The organism is Nitratireductor aestuarii, assembly GCF_014641695.1.
GTDB classification, from domain to species: Bacteria; Pseudomonadota; Alphaproteobacteria; order Rhizobiales; family Rhizobiaceae; genus Chelativorans; species Chelativorans aestuarii.
The window spans coordinates 124,136-144,316 of the sequence record NZ_BMIF01000003.1; the positions used below are offsets into that span (position 1 = coordinate 124,136).

Here is a 20,181-nt window from a genome sequence, read left to right on the forward strand (position 1 = left end):
ATGCTTCAGAGTGGCGTAAGCGTACCAGACAGCAAAGCCGCCAATTCCGGATGTGCGATCCTTGTCATCAACTTGGATCGCTCCTCGGAGCGGCTGGCTTTTCAGCGCGCCCAGGCAGATCGCCTGGGTCTGGGCTTTACGCGCATTGTGGCTGTTGATGGCATGGAACTGACGGACGATGTCTATCGCCGCCATGCCTTCAGCTGGCAGCGTACGCTTACGCGCAACGAGGTGGCGTGTCTCTTGAGCCACGCCAAGTGCTGGCAGTACGCACTGGAGAATCGGTGCAATGTCCTCGTCATGGAGGACGATGCCGTCGTCTCTCCCGAGATCTACAACTTTCTCGCGATTGCATCCGGCCTTGAGGGTTGCTTGGCCATAAATCTCGAGACGCGAGGAACGATCTCGTTCCTGGCAAAGGGTGTCGAGAGTGGTGAGCTTCCTTTCCGCAAGGTGCTTACTGCCGTTGCCGGCGCTGCGGCTTACATGATCACACCGGCGGCCGCTGAGGTGTTGCTAAAGGGTTTGCCTGGCCGAGCAGGTCTGGCAGACAATTACATCTGGGGGGACAGACGCATTGTACGCCTCCAGGCAGATCCTGCTTATTGCATGGGTCTAGACGTGATGCAGTCGTACTTTGGACTGGAACAAGCCAACCGCGCGAGTTCCAGCATTGCGAACAGGAAGCGCTCACGGGCGGAGAAAATGCTGTCCTACATCAGGCATCCGCTGACGGGCTTCAGAAGAATCAAGGCACAGCTCGCGGTGGGCATTGCCAAGATTGTTCTGCCCTGGGTCGCGGAAAAACGTGTGATTGCACCTTATCCATCAATATTGGCCAATTATCAGGCACTAAGAGGCGTGTACAATGGTTGAGCTCACCCTCCCGAAGAACTCCAAGGTCACTGAAGGCAAGGTATGGCCGAAGCCGGAGGGCGCAACCAACGTGCGCGCCTTCAAGGTCTACCGCTGGTCGCCCGACGATGATCAGAACCCGCGTACCGACATTTACTATGTCGATATGGACGATTGCGGTCCGATGGTGCTCGACGCACTCATCTACATCAAGAACAAGATCGATCCGACGCTGGATGAACATCGACGGCGCGAACACGCTGGCCTGCACCAAGTCCTGCGACGAGATCGGCGGCGACATCAAGATCTACCCGCTGCCGCACATGCCGGTGGTCAAGGATCTCGTGCCGGACCTGTCGGTTCCGTACGCGCAGCTCTCCTCGATCCAGCCGTGGCTGCAGACCGTCACGCCGGAGCCCGCCACCGAGTGGAAGCAGAGCCGTGAGGACCGCGCCAAGCTCGATGGTCTCTACGAGTGCATTCTCTGCTTCTGCTGCCAGACGTCGTGCCCGAGCTACTGGTGGAATGGCGAGCGTTACCTCGGACCTGCCGTTCTGCTGCAGGCCTACCGCTGGATTGCGGATTCTCGCGACGAAGCGACGGGCGAGCGCCTCGACAACCTCGAGGATCCGTTCCGCCTCTACCGCTGCCACACCATCATGAACTGTACGCAGACCTGCCCGAAGGGCCTCAACCCTGCCAAGGCAATTGCGGAAATCAAGAAGATGATGGTCGAGCGCCAGGTCTAACCGGCTGCTGCAATGAACAAGAAAGGCCCGTAGGAGCGATCCTGCGGGCCTTTTTATTTCCTGCTTCGGCTGGCTCGCCTATCCCTGCGCGAAGGTGATGTCCAGGGTGATGTTGATGGCCTTGAGCGCCTTGGAAACGGGGCAGCCTTCCTTGGCCTTGCCGGCGATCTCGCGGAACGCAGCTTCATCAAGCCCCGGAACGCGTGCGTTCAGCTTCAGTGCGCTACCTGAGATCTCAAAACCGCCGCCCGCTGCTGGACGAACTTCAACTTCCGCGGTTGTCTCAAGGCGTTCTGCCGGGGTGCCGTTCTCGGCCAGCATGTGCGAAAGCGCCATGGAGAAGCATCCGGCATGCGCCGCCGCGATCAGCTCTTCGGGGTTTGTGCCGGCGCGTCCGGCTTCATCCTCGAAGCGAGCCTTGAAGGTCAGCGGTATTTCCTGGAGTGCTGAGCTCTGGGTGTTCAACGTGCCAGAGCCCTGGGTGAGTGAACCTTTCCATACGACGTTGGCGTGGCGCTTCATCTCATGCTTCTCCTCTTGAGCAATTCCAGGAAAAGTGGTCCGCCCGGAATTGCGTTAACGATGGACGTGTTTCAGATTGCCTCCCCTTGCAGAAGGCGTGGGATACCGGGCATCAGCCCGGATGCTTGACGGACGAAGAAACTCTTCATGCCCGGCATTCGATCCACGAGACCGAGACCAAGATCGCGAATTGCCCTGAGCGGCCCCATGTCGTTGGAGAACAGTCGGTTGAGCACATCCGTGGTGACACCCATCTGGACCGTGTCGAAGCGCCGCCAGCGCTCGTAGCGCTGCAGCACGTTGACCGCGCCAATGTCCTCGCCCAACCGGTCCGCCTCGACGATCACCTCGGCGAGTGCGGCGGCATCCTTGAAGCCGAGATTGAGACCCTGGCCGGCGATCGGATGAATGCCGTGCGCTGCGTCGCCTGCAAGCACAAACCGCGGCTTCACGAAGTCACGCGCGAGAAGTAGCCCGAGCGGCCACGCCTTGCGGGAGCCCTCCACGCGGATCTCGCCAAGCTTCAGGCCGAAACGCTGCTCCAGCTCATGTTCGAAGACGAGATCGTCCTCGGCGACAAGCCGCTCGGCATCCTCTGTCCGCTCGGTCCAGACGATCGAAGAGCGGTTGCCCTTGAGGGGGAGGGTGGCAAACGGTCCGGCAGGCAGAAAATGTTCTTCGGCAACGCCATTGTGCGGGCGTTCGTGCGCCACGGTGCAGACGATGCCGGACTGGCCATATTCCCATTCGACGGTCTTGATGCCCGCCATCGCCCGAAGGGCGGAACGCTTGCCGTCGGCCGCGACGAGTAATTTCGTCTGCAGCTCTGAACCGTTCGCGAGCTGCACACGCACCGAAGCGGGCAGCGTCTCGAAGCTGGTCACCGCAGCGCTATGGCGGATCTCGATGCCGAGCTCGGTCGCGCGCTTGCGAAGGGCCGCGCTCAGATCCTTGTTGAGCAGCATGTGGGCGAAGGGCTCGCCCGGCGTAGCCTCTCCACCGAAGGTAAGGAACACGGGCCGCACCGGATCGGAGAGCTTCGAATCCGTGATGATCATCTCGTTGATGGGCTGTGCTTCCGCCTCGAGCTCGTCCCAGCACTGCATCTGGCGCAGCATGCGGCAGGCAGCGGCAGCGATGGCTGCGGAGCGACCGTCCTTCTTCCAGACCTCTTCGGGAGCGGCATCGGCTACCAGCAGGCGCATTCCGGGCCTAGCGCCCTTGATTGCAACCGCGATCGCCAGCCCCACATAGCCCGCCCCTGCGATGACAACATCATAACGGTCGATGTCGTTGGTGTTTCCTGAGTCCAAGGGCATGTCGCTTTCCCGTCTTTCCTACTGTGGCCGACTTAACTAAGAGCTATGATGAGGATCGTTGATAAGCCGTAATGCCGCGGAGATAGTTCGTATGTCGTTCACCATACAGGGGCTTCTGGGAATATTTAACCTTGAAGAACTGGAACTCAACCTGTTTCGGGGACAAAGTCCGGCAACCGGCCTGCAGCGCGTTTTCGGCGGCCAGGTAATCGGACAGGCGCTGACGGCGGCGCAGAAGACCGTCGACCCCGAGCGTTTCGTGCATTCTCTGCACTGCTATTTCCTCCTCGGCGGCGATCCATCGATCCCGATCGTCTATCACGTAGAGCGCATCCGCGACGGCGGCAGCTTCACCACGCGCCGTGTCACGGCTATCCAGCATGGCCGGCCCATCTTTTCCCTGATGGCTTCCTTCCAGAAGCACGAAGAGGGCCTAAGCCATCAGATCGAGATGCCTAAAAATGTGCCAACGCCGGCCGAGTTGCCGGAGCGAGAGGAAATTCTTGAAAAGATCCGGCACACCATGCCGGACCAGATGAAGGCTTTCTGGCAAAATCAGACCCTGGTGGATATCCGCCCCACGGGCATCGAGCATTTCACGACCCAGCAGAAGCTCCCGCCGATCCAGAACGTCTGGATGCGCATCACCGAACCGCTGCCTGACGATCCTGCCTTGAGCGCGGCACTGCTTGCCTATTTATCAGACATGACGCTTCTGGATGCATCAACCTATGCCCACGGCAGACGGCTGTTCGACGACGATCTTCAGTCTGCCAGTCTCGACCACGCCATGTGGTTCCACCGGCCCTTCAACCTCAACGAATGGCTGCTTTATTCGCAGGATAGCCCTTCCTCGCAGGGCAGCCGCGGCCTGTCTCGCGGGAGCATATACACAGCCGATGGAATTCTGGTAGCATCTGTTGCGCAGGAAGGTCTCATGCGCCTGCGCACAAAGTAGTCAATTTTTAGATTTTGCACATTTTTTAGTCATTGGCATAGGAGGGGCGGCTCATTCATAGCCAATCATTTTTAAAAAATAATCTTTCCTTACAATAAGTTAGACGTACTGTTCACAGGTTGGCACGGGTCTTGTTCTTACCCAATCAGCTGTTGCTTTTTCAGGGCACCGGCGGTGCAGCGGCTGGGGCCGCATAGCAAAGGGTTGGGACACGAATGAGACTCATTGGATCTAGAGTTTTTCCGTTCGCAGATGCGGGACCGACGGGCTTTTCTCCGGAAGTGGGGCCTGGCGCCCGGGTCGTTTTCACGCGGTCTGACAATCCAGCTATCCAGAAAGCTGTTCACGTTCGCTCCCGCGAACTGAATGCCGCCGCCTCCCTGTGACCTCCAGCGCTACGTCAAGGAGAATAAGATGAGTGTTCCGCGTACTATAACGGCGGCGCTAGGCTCTGGCCTTGTGGCTCTTGCCGGAAGTTTAATTGCATTTGATGCAGCATTTGCGCAGGAAGCAGCGGCCGAGGCTGCGCCCATTATTGATAAAGGCGATGTGGCGTGGATGATGACTGCCACGGCGCTGGTTCTGTTCATGACGCTGCCTGGCCTTGCACTGTTCTACGGCGGCCTGGTCCGCGCCAAGAACATGCTTTCCGTGCTCATGCAGTGTACGACGATTGCCGCACTGGCGATGGTTATCTGGGTGGTCTACGGCTACTCGTTCGCCTTCGGTGGCAGCGATAGCGCCTTCTTCGGCGGCTTCGCGAAGGTCTTCCTCTCCGGCGTGAACCTGGAGACGACGGCTGCGACCTTCACGGATGGCATCGTCCTTCCTGAATATGTCTTCATCTGCTTCCAGATGACCTTCGCAGTCATCACCCCGGCTCTGATCGTTGGCGCCTTCGCTGAGCGCATCAAGTTCTCCGCCGTGATGCTCTTCGTCGCTCTCTGGCTGACCGTCGTGTACTTCCCGGTCGCTCACATGGTCTGGGACGGCGCCGGCTACCTCTTCAACCTCGGTGCGATTGACTTCGCGGGCGGCACGGTTGTTCACATCAACGCCGGTATCGCGGCTCTCGTCGGCTCCATCATGGTCGGCAAGCGCATCGGCTACGGCAAGGAAATCCTTGCTCCGCACTCCATGACGCTGACGATGGTCGGTGCATCGATCCTGTGGATCGGCTGGTTCGGCTTCAACGGTGGTTCGAACCTCGAAGCAACCGCTGGTGCAGCTCTCGCCATCATCAACACCTTCACCGCAACGGCTGGTGCAATCCTCGCCTGGGTGCTCATTGAAGTTGTCCACCGCGGCAAGGCTTCGATGCTGGGTGCAGTCTCCGGTGTGGTCGCTGGCCTGGTTGCCATCACCCCTGCCTGCGGCACGGTTGGTCCGATCGGTGCGATCGCGCTCGGCGCTATTGCCTCCGCCATCTGCTACTACTTCGTGGCAGTCGTGAAGATTAAGGCTGGCTACGACGACTCGCTCGACGTCTTCGGCATCCACGGCATCGGCGGTATCGTCGGCGCAATCGGCACGGGCATCTTTACCGCTCCCTGGCTGGGCGGCACCGGTGGCGACGACTTCTCGATCGCTTCGCAGGTCTGGATCCAGATCGTCGCCGTTGTGATCACGATCGTCTGGTGCGGTATCGCTTCGGTGGTTCTCTACAAGCTCGTTGACGTTCTCGTCGGCCTGCGTCCGACCGCTGATGACGAGCGTCAGGGTCTCGACCTCAGCTCGCACGGCGAAGCTGCCTACCACCAGTAAGATCTGGCAACGCAAATGCATCGAAGGGCCGGTCTCGTACCGGCCCTTTCTCATTTGGGATACCGCAATTTCATGTGGGCAGTCACACCAAACGCCCATGGTTAATGCCGCCTTAACCTTCCGCCGGCTAGGGTCGACTCATCTGTTAAGCAGCGCTCGGTGCGCACATGACGTTTGGACGGGGAAATAGAATGAGTTCCGGGTCTTCCGCGGCATTTGCCATGCATGGCAGCAACTTCGGGGTGCAGAACTTTCTGCGACGGCAGACCTCACGGGCACACGGACTGGCTCTGCTGGCGCTGGTCACCTTTTGCATTGCGAGTCTCGCCACCTGGAACGTGACGGACCCGAGCTTCAGCTACGCGACAAGCAACCCTGTCAAGAACATGATGGGCTTTGCAGGCGCTGCCTATGCCGACATTGCCATGCAATTCTTCGGCCTGGCTGCGGTCGCAAGCCTCGTGCCGGCCGTCATCTGGGGCATCCTGCTGATCGCGGCTTATCGCATCGACCGCATTCCGCTGCGCATCATCAGTTGGTTCGCCGGATCTGTCATTGCTGCGGGCATCGCGGGCTGCATGACGCCTCCGGCCACCTGGCCGCTGCCGACCGGGCTTGGCGGCGTCTTCGGTGACTTCCTGCTGAGCGTCCCCGCCTATTTCACCGGCGGCTATCCGCAGGGTGTGCTGGGCATTGTCGTTGCCGCCCTGCTGTTTGCCCCCGGCCTCTGGCTCATGTTCTTTGGCGCGGGCCTCATTGGCCGCCGCCCGGTTGCCGCTGTCGCCGACGAAGACGTCCAGGAAGCTTTCTCCGATTTTGAGGACGAAGACCTGGACGAGGAGGACGATCGCATCGGCAAGGGCGCCGTCATCGTTGGCTTTGTCACCCATTGGTGGCTTTCCGCCCGTGCCTTCGTGCGCCGGAAGCTTCCGCACGTAGCCGACGACGAGGATGACTTTGAGGATGATTTCCCCGTCGTCTCCAGGCGCGATGATCGCCGTCTGGAGCCTGGCGAGTTCGAGGATCGACGCATCGAGCCGCGCGCCGTTAGTGAGCGCCGTATCGAGCCCGGCTTCCACGACTTTGACAACGATGACATCGACGAGGATCTGGATGACATCGTCATGCAGCCGGTGGAGCGTAGCGCGCCTTCGCGTAAGGGGTCTACTTCCGCCGCCTCTGGTCGCGTGGAGGAGCCCGTCCGCACCCAGCCGGCGCGCGTTCAGCGCGAGGCCACTCGTGCAGCTCACGACGGGTCATTTGAGCTTCCTCCGCTGAACCTGCTGGCCGAGCCCAAGGCCGCTGGCAAGGACCCGAGCCTTTCCAAGGACGTGCTGGAGCAGAATGCGCGCAGGCTCGAGGGCGTGCTCGAAGACTTTGGCGTCAAGGGAGAGATCCTGCAGGTTCGCCCCGGCCCGGTGGTCACGCTTTACGAGCTGGAGCCGGCTCCCGGCATCAAGTCTTCGCGCGTCATCGGCCTTGCGGATGACATCGCCCGCTCCATGAGCGCGATTGCCGCCCGCGTCGCCGTTGTTCCCGGCCGCAACGCGATTGGTATCGAACTGCCGAACTCGCGTCGCGAGACCGTGTACCTGCGCGAACTGATGGCGAGCAACGACTTCAAGACTTCGAAACATCGTCTGGCGCTCTCGCTCGGCAAGACCATCAATGGCGAGCCGGTGATCGCGGACCTGGCCAAGATGCCTCACCTGCTGGTCGCTGGTACCACGGGTTCGGGTAAGTCGGTGGCGATCAACACCATGATCCTGTCGCTGCTCTACCGCCTGCGTCCGGAAGAGTGCCGCCTGATCATGATCGATCCGAAGATGCTGGAGCTTTCCATCTACGACGGCATCCCGCACCTGCTGACGCCCGTCGTGACCGATCCCAAGAAGGCAGTTGTGGCGCTCAAGTGGACCGTGCGGGAGATGGAAGACCGCTACCGCAAGATGTCCAAGGTCGGCGTTCGTAACATCGAAGGCTTCAACCAGCGCGTGGCTGCCGCCAAGAAGAAGGGCGAGGTGATCCAGCGCACCGTCCAGACCGGCTTTGACCGCGAGACGGGCGAGGCGATCTACGAGACCGAGGAGCTGGATCTCGAACCGATGCCCTTCATCGTGGTCATCATCGACGAGATGGCCGACCTGATGATGGTGGCGGGCAAGGACATCGAAGGCGCTGTCCAGCGTCTGGCCCAGATGGCCCGCGCAGCCGGCATCCACGTGATCATGGCAACGCAGCGCCCGTCGGTCGACGTCATCACCGGTACGATCAAGGCGAACTTCCCGACCCGTATCTCCTTCCAGGTGACGTCGAAGATCGACAGCCGCACCATTCTGGGAGAGCAGGGCGCCGAGCAGCTGCTCGGCATGGGTGACATGCTCTACATGGCCGGTGGTGGCCGCACCCAGCGCGTTCACGGTCCATTCGTGGCCGACCAGGAAGTCGAGCAGATCGTCCAGCATCTGAAGATGCAGGGTGCACCCGATTACCTCGAAGCGGTTACGGAAGACGATGACGAAGAGGGTGGCGAGTCCTCTTCCGGCGGTCCGGCTGGCACCGGCAACCTGGCGGAATCCGACGATCCGTACGATCAGGCGGTGGCAATCGTGCTGCGCGACGGCAAGGCTTCCACGAGTTACATCCAGCGCCGCCTCGGCATCGGCTACAACCGCGCTGCATCGATAATCGAGCGCATGGAGCAGGAAGGCGTCATCAGTCCCGCCAACCATGCCGGAAAGCGCGAAATTCTTGTCCCCACCGAGCGGGATGAGATGTAACGTGCGAGAAATGATCCGGGGCAGGGCGAGCCGTCCTGCCACGGAACAAAATTCGGCCCTCTTGGAACTGTATTTCTGCTGAGACCTTCCTGGAGAACGGCGTTTGACCTCACTGAAAAGGTCCGTCGCAGGAAAAAAGTTAAGGATCGACCGCGCTCTCGTGGTCCCAACGGAAGAAGATGACTGAATTGGGTAAAGATCTCCGCACAACGGGCCCCCGCACCAGAAGGGCCTTCATCGGGCTGGCAGTCGGCGCCATGGGGCTCCTCGCTACGGGAGCGGCTCAGGCTCAGAATTCGACGCAGGTGGCTCAGCAGATCGCCAACCACTTTTCCAACGTGCGCACGATGATGGGCAGCTTCGCCCAGTTCGGCCCGCGCGGCGAGCAGTCGGAAGGCAAGTTCTACATCGAGCGTCCCGGCAAGCTGCGCTTCGACTACGAAGGCAATGCCAAGTTCCGTGTCATCTCCGATGGCACTACGGTGGTGCTTGAGAACCGCAAGATGAACACGGCCGACATCTATTCGCTGAATCAGACCCCGCTGAAGCTGCTTCTCGCGGAGAGGATTGATCTCTCCGGCGGCAAGCTTCAGGGCGTGCAGCAGGATGAGGATGCAACCGTCATCCGCATGGTCGACAAGCAGGTTTTCGGCAACTCGACCATCACCATGACTTTTGACAGCAAGACCTACGAGCTGCGCCAGTGGACCGTCACGGACGCCCAGGGCAAGGACACGACAATCGTCGTCTACGAGGTCCAGCAGGGCGTGAAGTTCGACCCGAGCGTGTTCAATATCGACTACCGTCGTGTCAACGCGATGAGCCAGAACAAGTAGAACTTCGTTCGCTCAGGTACCTTACGAATGCGGATGCGGCTGGCGCTTGCCAGCCCTCCGCTTATGCTGTTTATTGCGCGCACCTCCGCAGCAATTCCGTCCGGAATTGCGACCACAACAGCAGCAATTCCAGGAAAAGTGGGTACCGGTTTTCCGTCCGGAGTTGCAAACCAACAGACATACCCGGATCTCTCTGAATGCCGCTGAAAGTTGCTACCTGGAACATCAACTCTGTTCGCTTGCGCATGCCGCTTGTCCAGCGGTTCCTTGAGGAGCACCAGCCGGATGTGCTGTGCCTTCAGGAGACCAAGTGCCCTGACGACCAGTTTCCGACGGCAGCCTTTCGGAAGCTTGGCTACAACGTCCAGATCAACGGCCAGAAGGGTTACCACGGCGTGGCAACCGTTTCGCGTATCCAGCTCGATCTGGTCGAAAAGCGCTCCTTCTGCGAAAAGGATGATTGCCGGCACATCTCGACCTCGGTGAATGTGGCTGGCCGCAAGGTGGTGATCCACAACTTCTACGTGCCGGCTGGTGGCGACGAGCCTGATCCTGAAATCAATCAGAAATTCCGGCATAAGCTCGATTTCCTGGAGGAGATGCACCAGGTTGTCCCCTCCGCCGAGGCGGATACGGCGACGATCCTTGTGGGTGATCTCAACATCGCGCCGCTTGAAACCGACGTCTGGTCACATAAGGCCCTGCTGAACATCGTCAGCCACACGCCGATCGAGACCGATGGCCTGAAGAGCGTGCAGGCGAGGGGCGGCTGGGTGGATCTGATGCGCCAGCACATTCCTCCGTCAGAAAAGCTCTACACCTGGTGGAGCTATCGGGCGCGTGACTGGGACGCCGCTGACAAGGGCCGCCGTCTGGACCACATCTGGTCTTCACCCAATCTCGCGCCTGTTCTCGGCAAGGTTGAGGTGCTGCGCGAAGCGCGCGGCTGGGAGCGTCCATCCGATCACGTCCCGGTGATTGCAGAGTTTGCGTGAGCTGTTGAAACTCACCTGAACGTGACTTTGCATCGCCTGATGGCTGACTGTAGAACAAGCTCAGAATTTTGCACTCACCACTAAACCGGATCGCGCAGGCATGAACGAACGTGGAAATAGGGGGCTTGCTCCTGGCATATTGGCTGCGTTCGTTTTCCTGGGGTCTGTGGCAGTGACAAACGCGGCGGACAAACCGCGCGCCGTGATCGAGCTCTTCACCAGCCAGGGCTGCAATTCCTGTCCTCCCGCAGATGCCTTGTTTCGCGATCTGGCTGAGCGGGATGACGTCGTCGCGCTCGCCTATCACATCGACTACTGGGACTATCTTGGCTGGAAGGACGCCCTCGCAACCTCCGAGAACACCAACCGCCAACAGGCCTATGCCGAGGTGTTCGGCGGCTCGGTCTATACACCACAGTTGGTGATCGACGGATCAGGCCATGTTGTCGGATCAGAACGGGACAAGGTGGAAGCTGCGGTTTCTAAGGCAGCTCTTCGGGGCGGACTGAGCGTCGGCGTGGATATTTCATCCACGCCCAGCAGCGTCCTCATCTCGATCGACAAGAGCGAGACCGTGTCAGGCGCTGCCAACATCGTGCTCATCTATTTTCAGCCCGAGAGGGTGGTGGAAATCGAGCGCGGCCAGAACGCCGGTCGCCAGATGGATTACCGCAACATTGTAACGAGCTTTCAGACCGTCGGCATGTGGCACGGCGATGCCATGCGGATCGAAATCCCGAAAAACGAGATGGAGAAAAAAGGTGGACGTTGCGCCGTCCTCCTGCAGCGTGTCGACGCTGACGGCCGTCCGGGCGAGATCCTCGGCGCGGCGAAGTCTACCGAGGCAGACTGGTAGAACCACAGCGCGCTTTTTTGCGCTGGTGAAGTCGTCGGATCTGTAAGGAAAACGTTTCCTGAAGAGAGTTGGTTCGATCCGGCACAGCCCCGTGGGCGGGGGGGCTTGGGGTACGAGGCCGCTTCCGGATCGAACCGTCTCAGGCAACGATCAGAGGTTCGCTTTAAATTCAGGCGGCAGCTTGAGCACAACATGGCGAAACTAAGGCGGACGATCACCAAATCTGTAGACTATTACCCGCGCGTGATGGCTTTATAGCAACACCTTGTCTTTTTCGTCCTGCTGCGCCACCTTTCCTGAAGGACCTTTTCAGCTGGGAGATTGAGGCCATGGCGGAGTTCACAGGCGATGGTGACGAAACCAAAGGTTCTAGTAAGCTGGTCAAGCTGGCGGAGTACCGCAAGGAAAAGCTGGAACTGCCTGTAACATTCAGTCGGCGTGAGCTTGATCGAATTTTGAACTTGTACGGGTTCATGGTCGCGGCAGGCGAGTGGCGCGATTATGCAATCGACCACCTTCCGGATCAGGCCCTGTTCTCGGTCTACCGCCGCGCCAGCGAAGCGCCAATGTTTCAGATCGTGAAGTGTCCGAAACTCGCCCGCAAGCAGGGCGAGTACAGCGTGGTGAATGCCGCGGGCCTGATCCTGAAGCGGGGCCAGGATCTCGACCGCGTCTTGAGGATCTTCGACAAGAAGATCGGTGTTGTCCGGGCCTGAAGCTGTCGACTAAAGCGGCTGTAGCTCCGGAAGCTGCAGGAGCTCATCACGGGAACACCATGGCTTGCGCCATGGGTAATCGATCATCGCAAAATTTAACCGACCAATATGCCTCGATAAGGGGATAAAGATTTCTCATTGGACGACCAGTGTGGTCTACGGCATGGAATCTAGCGGCAAACTATTTGTCTGCGTACATCCGCTCCGGCAAGCTGTCGGGCGAGGGCTGGGTTGTCGCTCCGCTGTTCATCTCGAGCTGCATGAACACCGTATCCAGCCAGCGGCCAAACTTGTAGCCGCTGCCCTTGAGCACACCGGAATGTTCGAAGCCAAGCGCCGCGTGCAGCTTCACGGAAGCACTCTTGGGCGAACCGTCACCGATCACTGCCGTAAACTGCCGGAAGCCGAGGCGCGTGCACTCATCGATCAGCGCCTTGAGCAGACGCTTGCCGATCCCGCGGCCCTGGACGTCGGGCGCGAGATAGATCGAATCCTCAACCATGAAGCGATAGGCCTTGCGGGTCCGAAACGGCCCGGCATAGGCATAGCCGACGACAGCGCCATCAAGCTCGGCTACCAGATAGGGATAGCCCATGGAAACGAGCCCCTCGTAGCGGGCTGTCATCTCCTGTTCGCTCGGTGGCTCGAGCTCATATGTTGCTGTACCGTGGTTGACCGCGTGTGCGTAGATCGCCGTAATTACGGCGATATCCGAAGCCTCTGCTGGGCGGATCGTGACTGTCATGGGATTGCATCCGATAGTTAGATGCGACGTACATCGCACTATCTTTGCTGCTTGAAAAGCTTCGAAATCTGATGGAAAGCAGCAGCATTATTGATTGCATTCCTACCCGCGCTTTTCCATACTTTGCCCATGGATGCGGGGAACTGGATTGCCGGCGGCTCTTGCCATTGGCCTCACCGTTGCACTGGTACAGCCGGGAGCAGCCAACGAAGATTTCACCGAACAGTTTCAGATGGCTCAGCGGCAGAGCTGCAAGGCCGTGTCGAGCTGCTATGAAGCCGTTGTAATGTGGTGCTCGGGCTATGCCCGTGCTGACGGTGATTCAGACGGTATTCCTTGCGAAAATGTCTGCCCGAGCCGGGAGGTTGTTCGAAATATTCTCAGCCAGCTGGGCTCGCTTGCCGAAAGTAGCCCCATTTGCCGACGCTGGATCGACCGTTGAGATCGGCACAATAGAAAAGGGCCGCTCCATGGCGGCCCTTCCGAAGCTTTCATCTTACGCCCGGCGGTTCTGCCGGTTTTCCACGAGGTCGTTGACCACGGCAGGGTCGGCAAGCGTCGAGGTATCGCCGAGCGCGGTGTAATTGTCCTCGGCAATCTTGCGCAGGATACGCCGCATGATCTTGCCGGAACGGGTCTTTGGCAGGCCCGGAGCGAACTGGATCTTGTCGGGTGCGGCGATCGGGCCGATCTCCTTGCGCACATGGGCGACCAGTTCCTTTTTCAGCTCTTCGGACGGCGCTTCGCCAGCCATCAGCGTCACGTAGCAGTAGATGCCCTGGCCTTTGACGTCGTGCGGGTAGCCCACAACGGCGGCTTCCGAAACCTTCGGATGCGATACCAGCGCTGACTCGACCTCTGCCGTGCCCATGCGATGGCCGGAGACGTTCAGCACGTCATCCACGCGGCCGGTAATCCAGTAGTACCCGTCTTCGTCCCGGCGGCAACCATCCCCCGTAAAATATTTGCCCTTGTAGGTCGAGAAGTAGGTCTGCACGAAGCGGTCGTGGTCGCCGTAGACCGTGCGCATCTGGCCCGGCCAGGAGTCGATGATGCAGAGATTACCGGAACCGGCACCCTCGATCACGCTGCCTTCGCCATCGACCAGCTGCGGCTTCACGCCGAAGAACGGCTTGGTTGCCGATCCGGGCTTCAGGTCGATTGCGCCCGGCAGCGGCGTGATCAGGATGCCGCCGGTTTCCGTCTGCCACCAGGTGTCCACGATGGCGCAGCGCTCCTCGCCCACCACGCGGTAATACCATTCCCAGGCTTCCGGATTGATTGGCTCACCAACGGAACCGAGGAGCCGCAGCGACTTGCGCGACGACTTCGTGACATACTCGTCGCCAGCACCCATCAGCGCGCGGATAGCGGTCGGCGCGGTGTAGAAGATGTTGACCTGGTGCTTGTCGATGATCTGCCAGAAGCGCGAGGAGTCCGGATAGTTTGGCACGCCCTCGAAGACGAGCGACGTGGCGCCATTGGCGAGTGGGCCGTAGACGATGTAGCTATGGCCGGTGACCCAGCCGACATCCGCCGTGCACCAGTAGATGTCGCCATCGTGATAGTCGAAGACGTACTGATGCGTCATCGAGGCGAAGACGAGGTAACCGCCGGTGGTGTGCAGCACGCCCTTGGGTGAACCGGTCGAGCCGGAAGTGTAGAGGATGAACAGCGGGTCTTCCGCGTTCATGCGTTCAGGTTCGCATTCAGCCGAAGCGCCTGCCATCTCGTCATGATACCAAAGGTCGCGTCCGTCCGCCCAGCTGATCTCTCCGCCCGTGCGCTTCACGACCAGCACGTTCTTGACCTTGGCGCCGGCCTTTTCCGCGATGGCGATCGCCTTGTCGGCGTTTTCCTTGAGCGGAACCGCGCGTCCGCCGCGCAGGCCCTGGTCAGCCGTGATGATGAAATCGGACTTGCAGTCGATGATGCGTCCGGCGAGCGAATCCGGCGAGAAGCCACCGAACACCACCGAATGCACCGCGCCGATGCGGGTGCAGGCGAGCATGGCAGCCACCGCTTCCGGGATCATCGGCATGTAGATCGTGACGCGGTCGCCCTTCTTCACGCCCCGGCTTTTCAGCACATTGGCGAGCTTGCAGACTTCTGCATGCAGTTCGCGATAGGTGATCTTGCGGTCTTCCGCCGGATTGTCACCCTCCCACAGGATCGCAACCTGATCGCCGCGCTTTTCCAGATGCCGGTCAAGGCAGTTGTATGAGACGTTTAGCTCACCGTCCTCGAACCATTTGATCGAGACATTACCGTCAAATGACGTGTTCTTGACCTTCGTGAAGGGTTTGAACCAGTCGATCCGTTGTCCGTGCTGACCCCAGAAGGCATCTGGATTCTCTACGCTCTCCTGATACCAAGCTTCATATGTCTGCGCATCGATAAGCGCGTTCTCCTTCCACTCTGGCTTGGTTCTATGGATATGCGTGTCCGACATGGCTCTCTTCCTCCGAAGTGCTGGCCCGTTTTTGGGGTGTCTGCAGCATCTATAGTCGTCAACGAATACTATCATTTTGTGCAAGATCAAACGCAAGCCATGCATCTGCTTGGCAGCACTAGCGCAAGGTGGATGCTAACTGCTTGTAAATAAACCAGAATTTACTGGAATAAGGCGATTTGGAACTGGTCAGGATAATGATTGTCGGTCATGATTTACTTCAAGCTCTAACAGACTACAGGACCATCATGAGCGATTTGACGACCAACAAGAGCGACCTGGAACTGCAGCTGCAAGGATACGGCCTCATCACGGCAGAGCTTCTCTACCGCATGCCGGATCATCCCCATCTACTGCAGAGCTTCATATGGCAGCACTATGACCTGGCGCCGAAATTTCCAGAGCTGCATCAGTTCATCGAGTTCTGGAAGAAGGAGATCGAGGGGAGGCTGTATTCCGTCGTCTACACCCACAAGCGGCTGATATCACCCGGTGAGTGGCGGAACGTCACCGGCGAGCTGATCCTGCACTAGAGTGGTTCCAGGGAAAGTGGGAACCGGTTTTCCGTTCGGAACCGCGAGAAAACAAAGAGTTAGACCAGCACGCCGAGGAGCTTGAACCTACTGCGCGCTGTAGTCGCGGTGGCCAAAGATTGCCGAGCCGACGCGCACGCTCGTCGCGCCGAAGGCGATTGCGATGGGGTAGTCGCCGGACATGCCCATCGAAAGCTTCGCCACACCGGCCTCCCGCGCAAGCTTCTCCGTCAGCGCGAAATGCGGACCGGGATTCTCGTCGACGGGCGGGATGCACATCAGCCCCTCGATTTCCAACCCGTGAACCTCGCGGCAGCGCTTAACGAAGGCAACCGCTTCGCGCGGATCGATGCCCGCCTTCTGCGGCTCAAGCCCCGTGTTGACCTGCACGTAGAGGCGAGGGTGCTTGCCGTGCTTCTTGATCTCTTCGGCAAGTGTTGCGGCAATCTTCTCACGATCGACCGTCTCAATCACATCGAACAGGGCAACTGCTTCCTTGGCCTTGTTGGATTGCAGCGGGCCGATAAGGTGCAGTTCGATGCCCGAAAACTCCTCGCGCAATTGCGGCCACTTGGACTGCGCTTCCTGAACGCGGTTCTCGCCAAACACGCGCTGGCCGGCGGCAAGTGCTGGCCGGATCTCGTCCGCATCGAAGGTCTTTGAGACCGCCACCAGTGTCACATCATCGGAATTGCGGCTCGCTTCGCGGGCTGCTTTCGCGATTTCGGCTTTCACTTTTTGGAGATTTTCGGTGACATTGGTCATGGATCTTGCTCAGGACTACGGCACCCTTTTTGAGTGCCGGTGTTGACGAGTGCGGCAAACCGTGGTGAAGGTCCGCCAAAATCATGATGTCCCTTTTATGGGAAATTCCCGGCATGGCAACTGAACGTTACAATCCCCGCACTTCCGAACCTCGCTGGCAGAAAGCTTGGGAGGAGGCCCGTCTGTTCGAGGCATCGAACGACGATCCCCGTCCGACCTACTACGTCCTCGAGATGTTCCCCTATCCGTCTGGCCGCATTCACATCGGCCACACGCGTAACTACACCATGGGTGACGTGGTGGCTCGCTACAAGCGCGCCAAGGGCTTCAATGTCCTGCACCCGATGGGCTGGGATGCGTTCGGCATGCCGGCCGAGAACGCTGCGATGCAGAACAAGGTCCATCCTAAGGACTGGACCTATCAGAACATCGCGGTAATGCGCGATCAGCTGAAGATGATGGGCCTCTCGCTCGACTGGAGCCGTGAGTTCGCCACCTGCGACGTGGACTATTACCACCGTCAGCAGATGCTGTTCATCGACTTCTACGAAAAGGGTCTGATCACCCGCAAGACGTCGAAGGTGAACTGGGACCCGGTCGACAACACCGTGCTCGCCAACGAGCAGGTGATCGACGGCCGCGGCTGGCGTTCGGGCGCTCTGGTTGAGCAGCGCGAGCTGGCCCAGTGGTTCTTCCGCATCACGGACTATGCCGAGGATCTGCTGCAGGCGATCGACGGCCTCGACCAGTGGCCGGAGAAGGTGCGCCTCATGCAGCGCAACTGGATCGGCCGTTCCGAGGGCCTGCTGGTTCGCTGGGAGCTGGTGCAGGAGACTGCGCCGGAAGGCGAGACCGAGCTGAAGATCTACACGACGCGTCCGGACACGATTTTCGGTGCGTCCTTCATGGCGATCGCAGCCGACCATCCGCTGGCCAAGAAGGCTGCGGAAAACAATCCGGCACTGGCTGCCTTCCAGGAAGAGTGCCGTCGCGCGGGAACCTCCGTCGCCGTCCTCGAGACGCAGGAGAAGAAGGGTTTCGACACGGGCATCCGCGTCCGTCACCCCTTTGATCCGGAGTGGACGCTGCCGGTCTACGTCGCAAACTTCGTGCTGATGGACTACGGCACGGGCGCGATCTTCGGCTGCCCGTCGGGCGACGAGCGCGACCTGGAATTCGCGCGCAAGTACGACCTGCCGGTCGTTCCTGTCGTCATGCCGGAAGGCGCGGACGCCGCTACCTTCGAGATCGGCGACGAGGCCTACACGGACGATGGCGTGATGATCAACTCGCGCTTCCTGGACGGCATGCCGAACCGGGAAGCCTTCGAGGAAGTGGCATCGCGTCTGGCGCAGCAGCAGCTGAACGGCGCGCCCGTCGGCGAGCGCAAGGTCAACTTCCGCCTGCGGGACTGGGGCATTTCGCGCCAGCGCTACTGGGGCTGCCCGATCCCGATGATCCACTGCAAGGAGTGCGGCATTCAGCCCACGCCGAAGTCGGATCTGCCGGTCAAGCTGCCGGACGATGTCACCTTCGACCAGCCGGGCAACCCGCTCGACCGTCACGCGACCTGGAAGCACGTTAAGTGCCCCAAGTGCGGCGGCGATGCGACCCGCGAGACGGACACCATGGACACCTTCGTGGATTCGTCCTGGTACTTCGCCCGCTTCACGGCTCCCCATGCCGAAAACCCCACCGTGCCGGACGTCGCAAACCGTTGGCTGCCGGTCGACCAGTACATCGGCGGTATCGAGCACGCGATCCTGCACCTGCTCTATTCGCGCTTCTTCACCCGCGCGATGCGCAAGGCTGGCCATCTGGATATAGACGAGCCGTTCAAGGGCCTGTTCACCCAGGGCATGGTCGTGCATGAGACCTACAAGTCGGAAGACGGCCACTGGCTGGCTCCGAACGAGGTCCGCATCGAGGGCGCTGACGCATCCCGCAAGGCCTTCGAGATCGCAACCGGCAAGCCGGCCTCGATCGGCGCGCTGGAGAAGATGTCGAAGTCCAAGAAGAACACCGTCAGCCCCGAAGACATCATCGATTCCTTCGGTGCCGATACGGCGCGCTGGTACATGCTCTCCGATTCGCCGCCCGAGCGCGATGTGGAGTGGACCGACGACGGCGCAGCTGGCGCCCATCGCTTCATCCAGCGCGTCTGGCGCCTGGTGACCGATGTGCTTCCGGCGATCTCCGGCGTAGCTGCCAAGTCCGCCTACGAGGGCGAAGCAGCGGCGATCTCCAAGTCCGCCCACAAGACGCTGAAGATGGTGAGCGAAGCGATCGAAAGCCTCGCCTTCAACCGCGCGATCGCTCACATGCATTCCTTCGCGAACATGCTGCAGGGCCAGTTTGCCTCGGTCTCCGACACCTCTTCGGAAGACGTCCGTGGCGCAGCCCGCGAGGCCGTTGAGATCCTGATCCAGATCATCGCGCCCTTCATGCCGCACCTGGCGGAAGAGTGCTGGACGCAGATCGGTGGCGAGGGATTGGTTGCGGCAGCTGCCTGGCCGGAATTCGACGCGCGTCTTGTTGTGGATGACGAGGTGGTTCTGCCTGTCCAGATCAACGGAAAGAAGCGCGGAGATTTGACAATCGCCCGCAATGCAGACCAAGCTGCGGTTGAACAGGCTGTGCTGGCCCTTGATTTTGTTCAGAGTGCATTGAATGGTGGTGCGCCGCGCAAAATCATCGTCGTACCCCAGCGCATCGTCAACGTGGTTGTCTAGGAGGCCCCGTGCATCCCAAAGTCCGCGCCTCGGCTATTGCCGGCTTGATACTTGCTGCAGCCCTCGTCGGGGGCTGCACGGTAAGGCCCATGCTTGCAACCACGTCCACCACATTTGGTGAGCAAAACTCGGCCCTGCCTTCCGTCAGCATTGCCGAGGTGAACACCCGCTACGCGCAGGAGGTTCGCAATCACCTGATCTTCCTGATGAACGGCGGCGCGGGACAACCGGCCAACCCGGCCTACAGGCTCACCCTCAATGTGACCCGATCGGTGTTTTCCTCAGTTCAGGTTCAGTCTGGCGGAGTGGATGAGCCGACTGCCGGCAGCGTGCAACTGACCGGCCGCTATACGCTGGTCGATGCAGCAACCGGCAAGACGGTCGCAACCGGCAACCAGCAGGCGACGGCCTCCTTCGACCGACCGCGGCAGGAGTTTGCCGTTCTTCGGGCGGAACGGGATGCCGAGAACCGCGCAGCTCGCGAGCTGGCGGAGTTCATCAGGCTGTCACTCGCGCAGGATTTTGTGCGGGTGAGCGGGCAATAAACTGGTTTCAGAACTGGGCGGCTTAGAGCGGTTCCAGGAAAAGTGGAAACCGGTTTTCC

The 20,181-nt window shown here is 60.0% G+C and carries 16 protein-coding genes and 1 pseudogene; 12 read left to right on the forward strand and 5 right to left on the reverse strand.

The genetic code is table 11. The annotated features are described in order from the left end of the window. A complete protein-coding gene (locus IEX27_RS06725; RefSeq protein ID WP_188720182.1) occupies positions 1–876 on the forward strand; it encodes a glycosyltransferase family 25 protein in 876 nt (291 codons plus the stop codon). Further along, positions 869–1,604, forward strand: a pseudogene (locus tag IEX27_RS06730) (succinate dehydrogenase iron-sulfur subunit). The gene IEX27_RS06725 and the pseudogene IEX27_RS06730 overlap by 8 nt, the downstream one beginning before the upstream one ends. Before the next feature lie 78 nt (positions 1,605–1,682). Here the strand turns inward: IEX27_RS06730 and IEX27_RS06735 are convergent. Further along, positions 1,683–2,126, reverse strand: coding sequence for an OsmC family protein (locus IEX27_RS06735; protein WP_188720183.1), 444 nt, complete (start codon positions 2,124–2,126; stop codon positions 1,683–1,685). 71 nt (positions 2,127–2,197) lie between these two features. Continuing rightward, positions 2,198–3,445, reverse strand: a complete 1,248-nt coding sequence (locus tag IEX27_RS06740; RefSeq protein ID WP_188720184.1) for a ubiquinone biosynthesis hydroxylase — start codon at positions 3,443–3,445, stop codon at positions 2,198–2,200. Between the two features lie 91 nt (positions 3,446–3,536). On the opposite strand from IEX27_RS06740, the gene tesB reads away from it, so the two are divergent. The 7 genes from tesB (at position 3,537) to IEX27_RS06775 (ending at position 12,350) form a co-directional block, all read left to right on the forward strand. After that, a complete protein-coding gene (gene tesB, locus IEX27_RS06745) occupies positions 3,537–4,403 on the forward strand; it encodes an acyl-CoA thioesterase II (protein WP_188720185.1) in 867 nt (288 codons plus the stop codon). 414 nt (positions 4,404–4,817) lie between these two features. Beyond that, positions 4,818–6,167, forward strand: coding sequence for an ammonium transporter (locus IEX27_RS06750; RefSeq protein ID WP_188720186.1), 1,350 nt, complete (start codon positions 4,818–4,820; stop codon positions 6,165–6,167). Between the two features lie 191 nt (positions 6,168–6,358). Continuing rightward, entirely contained in the window at positions 6,359–8,947 is a 2,589-nt protein-coding gene (locus tag IEX27_RS06755) for a DNA translocase FtsK (protein ID WP_188720187.1), read from the forward strand. Positions 8,948–9,126: 179 nt separating this feature from the next. Next, a complete protein-coding gene (locus IEX27_RS06760) occupies positions 9,127–9,783 on the forward strand; it encodes a LolA family protein (RefSeq protein ID WP_188720188.1) in 657 nt (218 codons plus the stop codon). A gap of 197 nt (positions 9,784–9,980) precedes the next feature. Then, positions 9,981–10,778 carry an exodeoxyribonuclease III gene (gene xth / locus IEX27_RS06765; protein WP_188720189.1) on the forward strand — a complete coding sequence of 266 codons (798 nt, stop codon included), beginning with the start codon at positions 9,981–9,983 and terminating at the stop codon, positions 10,776–10,778. Between the two features lie 172 nt (positions 10,779–10,950). Continuing rightward, positions 10,951–11,634 (forward strand): DUF1223 domain-containing protein, encoded by a 684-nt coding sequence (locus tag IEX27_RS06770; protein WP_188720190.1) that lies wholly within the window; start codon positions 10,951–10,953, stop codon positions 11,632–11,634. Between the two features lie 329 nt (positions 11,635–11,963). After that, positions 11,964–12,350: a DUF2794 domain-containing protein gene (locus tag IEX27_RS06775; protein WP_188720191.1), complete on the forward strand. Its 387-nt coding sequence runs from the start codon at positions 11,964–11,966 to the stop codon at positions 12,348–12,350. A gap of 181 nt (positions 12,351–12,531) precedes the next feature. Here IEX27_RS06775 and IEX27_RS06780 read toward each other — a convergent pair whose 3' ends face one another. Together IEX27_RS06780 and acs are read right to left on the reverse strand one after the other, a co-directional pair. Next, a complete protein-coding gene (locus tag IEX27_RS06780; protein ID WP_188720192.1) occupies positions 12,532–13,095 on the reverse strand; it encodes a GNAT family N-acetyltransferase in 564 nt (187 codons plus the stop codon). A gap of 496 nt (positions 13,096–13,591) precedes the next feature. Then, positions 13,592–15,547: an acetate--CoA ligase gene (gene acs, locus IEX27_RS06790; RefSeq protein WP_188720193.1), complete on the reverse strand. Its 1,956-nt coding sequence runs from the start codon at positions 15,545–15,547 to the stop codon at positions 13,592–13,594. A 248-nt stretch (positions 15,548–15,795) separates the two neighbouring features. On the opposite strand from acs, the gene IEX27_RS06795 reads away from it, so the two are divergent. Continuing rightward, on the forward strand, positions 15,796–16,080 hold the full coding sequence (locus IEX27_RS06795) for an usg protein (protein ID WP_188720194.1): 285 nt from the start codon (positions 15,796–15,798) through the stop codon (positions 16,078–16,080). Positions 16,081–16,167: 87 nt separating this feature from the next. Here IEX27_RS06795 and IEX27_RS06800 read toward each other — a convergent pair whose 3' ends face one another. Next, positions 16,168–16,845, reverse strand: a complete 678-nt coding sequence (locus IEX27_RS06800; RefSeq protein ID WP_188720195.1) for a YggS family pyridoxal phosphate-dependent enzyme — start codon at positions 16,843–16,845, stop codon at positions 16,168–16,170. Between the two features lie 113 nt (positions 16,846–16,958). Between IEX27_RS06800 and leuS the strand changes: the two genes are divergently transcribed. Together leuS and IEX27_RS06810 are read left to right on the forward strand one after the other, a co-directional pair. Then, positions 16,959–19,577 (forward strand): leucine--tRNA ligase, encoded by a 2,619-nt coding sequence (leuS, locus tag IEX27_RS06805; RefSeq protein WP_188720196.1) that lies wholly within the window; start codon positions 16,959–16,961, stop codon positions 19,575–19,577. Between the two features lie 8 nt (positions 19,578–19,585). Beyond that, positions 19,586–20,122, forward strand: coding sequence for an LPS assembly lipoprotein LptE (locus tag IEX27_RS06810; RefSeq protein ID WP_244630260.1), 537 nt, complete (start codon positions 19,586–19,588; stop codon positions 20,120–20,122). Positions 20,123–20,181: the final 59 nt, after the last annotated feature.

What these genes read in the sequence shown, in the direction of transcription:
- IEX27_RS06725 (WP_188720182.1), top strand. Translation starts at nt 1, where the DNA reads ATGCTTCAGAGTGGCGTAAGCGTACCAGACAGCAAAGCCGCCAATTCC.
- IEX27_RS06735 (WP_188720183.1), bottom strand. Translation starts at nt 2,126, where the DNA reads ATGAAGCGCCACGCCAACGTCGTATGGAAAGGTTCACTCACCCAGGGC.
- IEX27_RS06740 (WP_188720184.1), bottom strand. Translation starts at nt 3,445, where the DNA reads ATGCCCTTGGACTCAGGAAACACCAACGACATCGACCGTTATGATGTT.
- tesB (WP_188720185.1), top strand. Translation starts at nt 3,537, where the DNA reads ATGTCGTTCACCATACAGGGGCTTCTGGGAATATTTAACCTTGAAGAA.
- IEX27_RS06750 (WP_188720186.1), top strand. Translation starts at nt 4,818, where the DNA reads ATGAGTGTTCCGCGTACTATAACGGCGGCGCTAGGCTCTGGCCTTGTG.
- IEX27_RS06755 (WP_188720187.1), top strand. Translation starts at nt 6,359, where the DNA reads ATGAGTTCCGGGTCTTCCGCGGCATTTGCCATGCATGGCAGCAACTTC.
- IEX27_RS06760 (WP_188720188.1), top strand. Translation starts at nt 9,127, where the DNA reads ATGACTGAATTGGGTAAAGATCTCCGCACAACGGGCCCCCGCACCAGA.
- xth (WP_188720189.1), top strand. Translation starts at nt 9,981, where the DNA reads ATGCCGCTGAAAGTTGCTACCTGGAACATCAACTCTGTTCGCTTGCGC.
- IEX27_RS06775 (WP_188720191.1), top strand. Translation starts at nt 11,964, where the DNA reads ATGGCGGAGTTCACAGGCGATGGTGACGAAACCAAAGGTTCTAGTAAG.
- IEX27_RS06780 (WP_188720192.1), bottom strand. Translation starts at nt 13,095, where the DNA reads ATGACAGTCACGATCCGCCCAGCAGAGGCTTCGGATATCGCCGTAATT.
- acs (WP_188720193.1), bottom strand. Translation starts at nt 15,547, where the DNA reads ATGTCGGACACGCATATCCATAGAACCAAGCCAGAGTGGAAGGAGAAC.
- IEX27_RS06795 (WP_188720194.1), top strand. Translation starts at nt 15,796, where the DNA reads ATGAGCGATTTGACGACCAACAAGAGCGACCTGGAACTGCAGCTGCAA.
- IEX27_RS06800 (WP_188720195.1), bottom strand. Translation starts at nt 16,845, where the DNA reads ATGACCAATGTCACCGAAAATCTCCAAAAAGTGAAAGCCGAAATCGCG.
- leuS (WP_188720196.1), top strand. Translation starts at nt 16,959, where the DNA reads ATGGCAACTGAACGTTACAATCCCCGCACTTCCGAACCTCGCTGGCAG.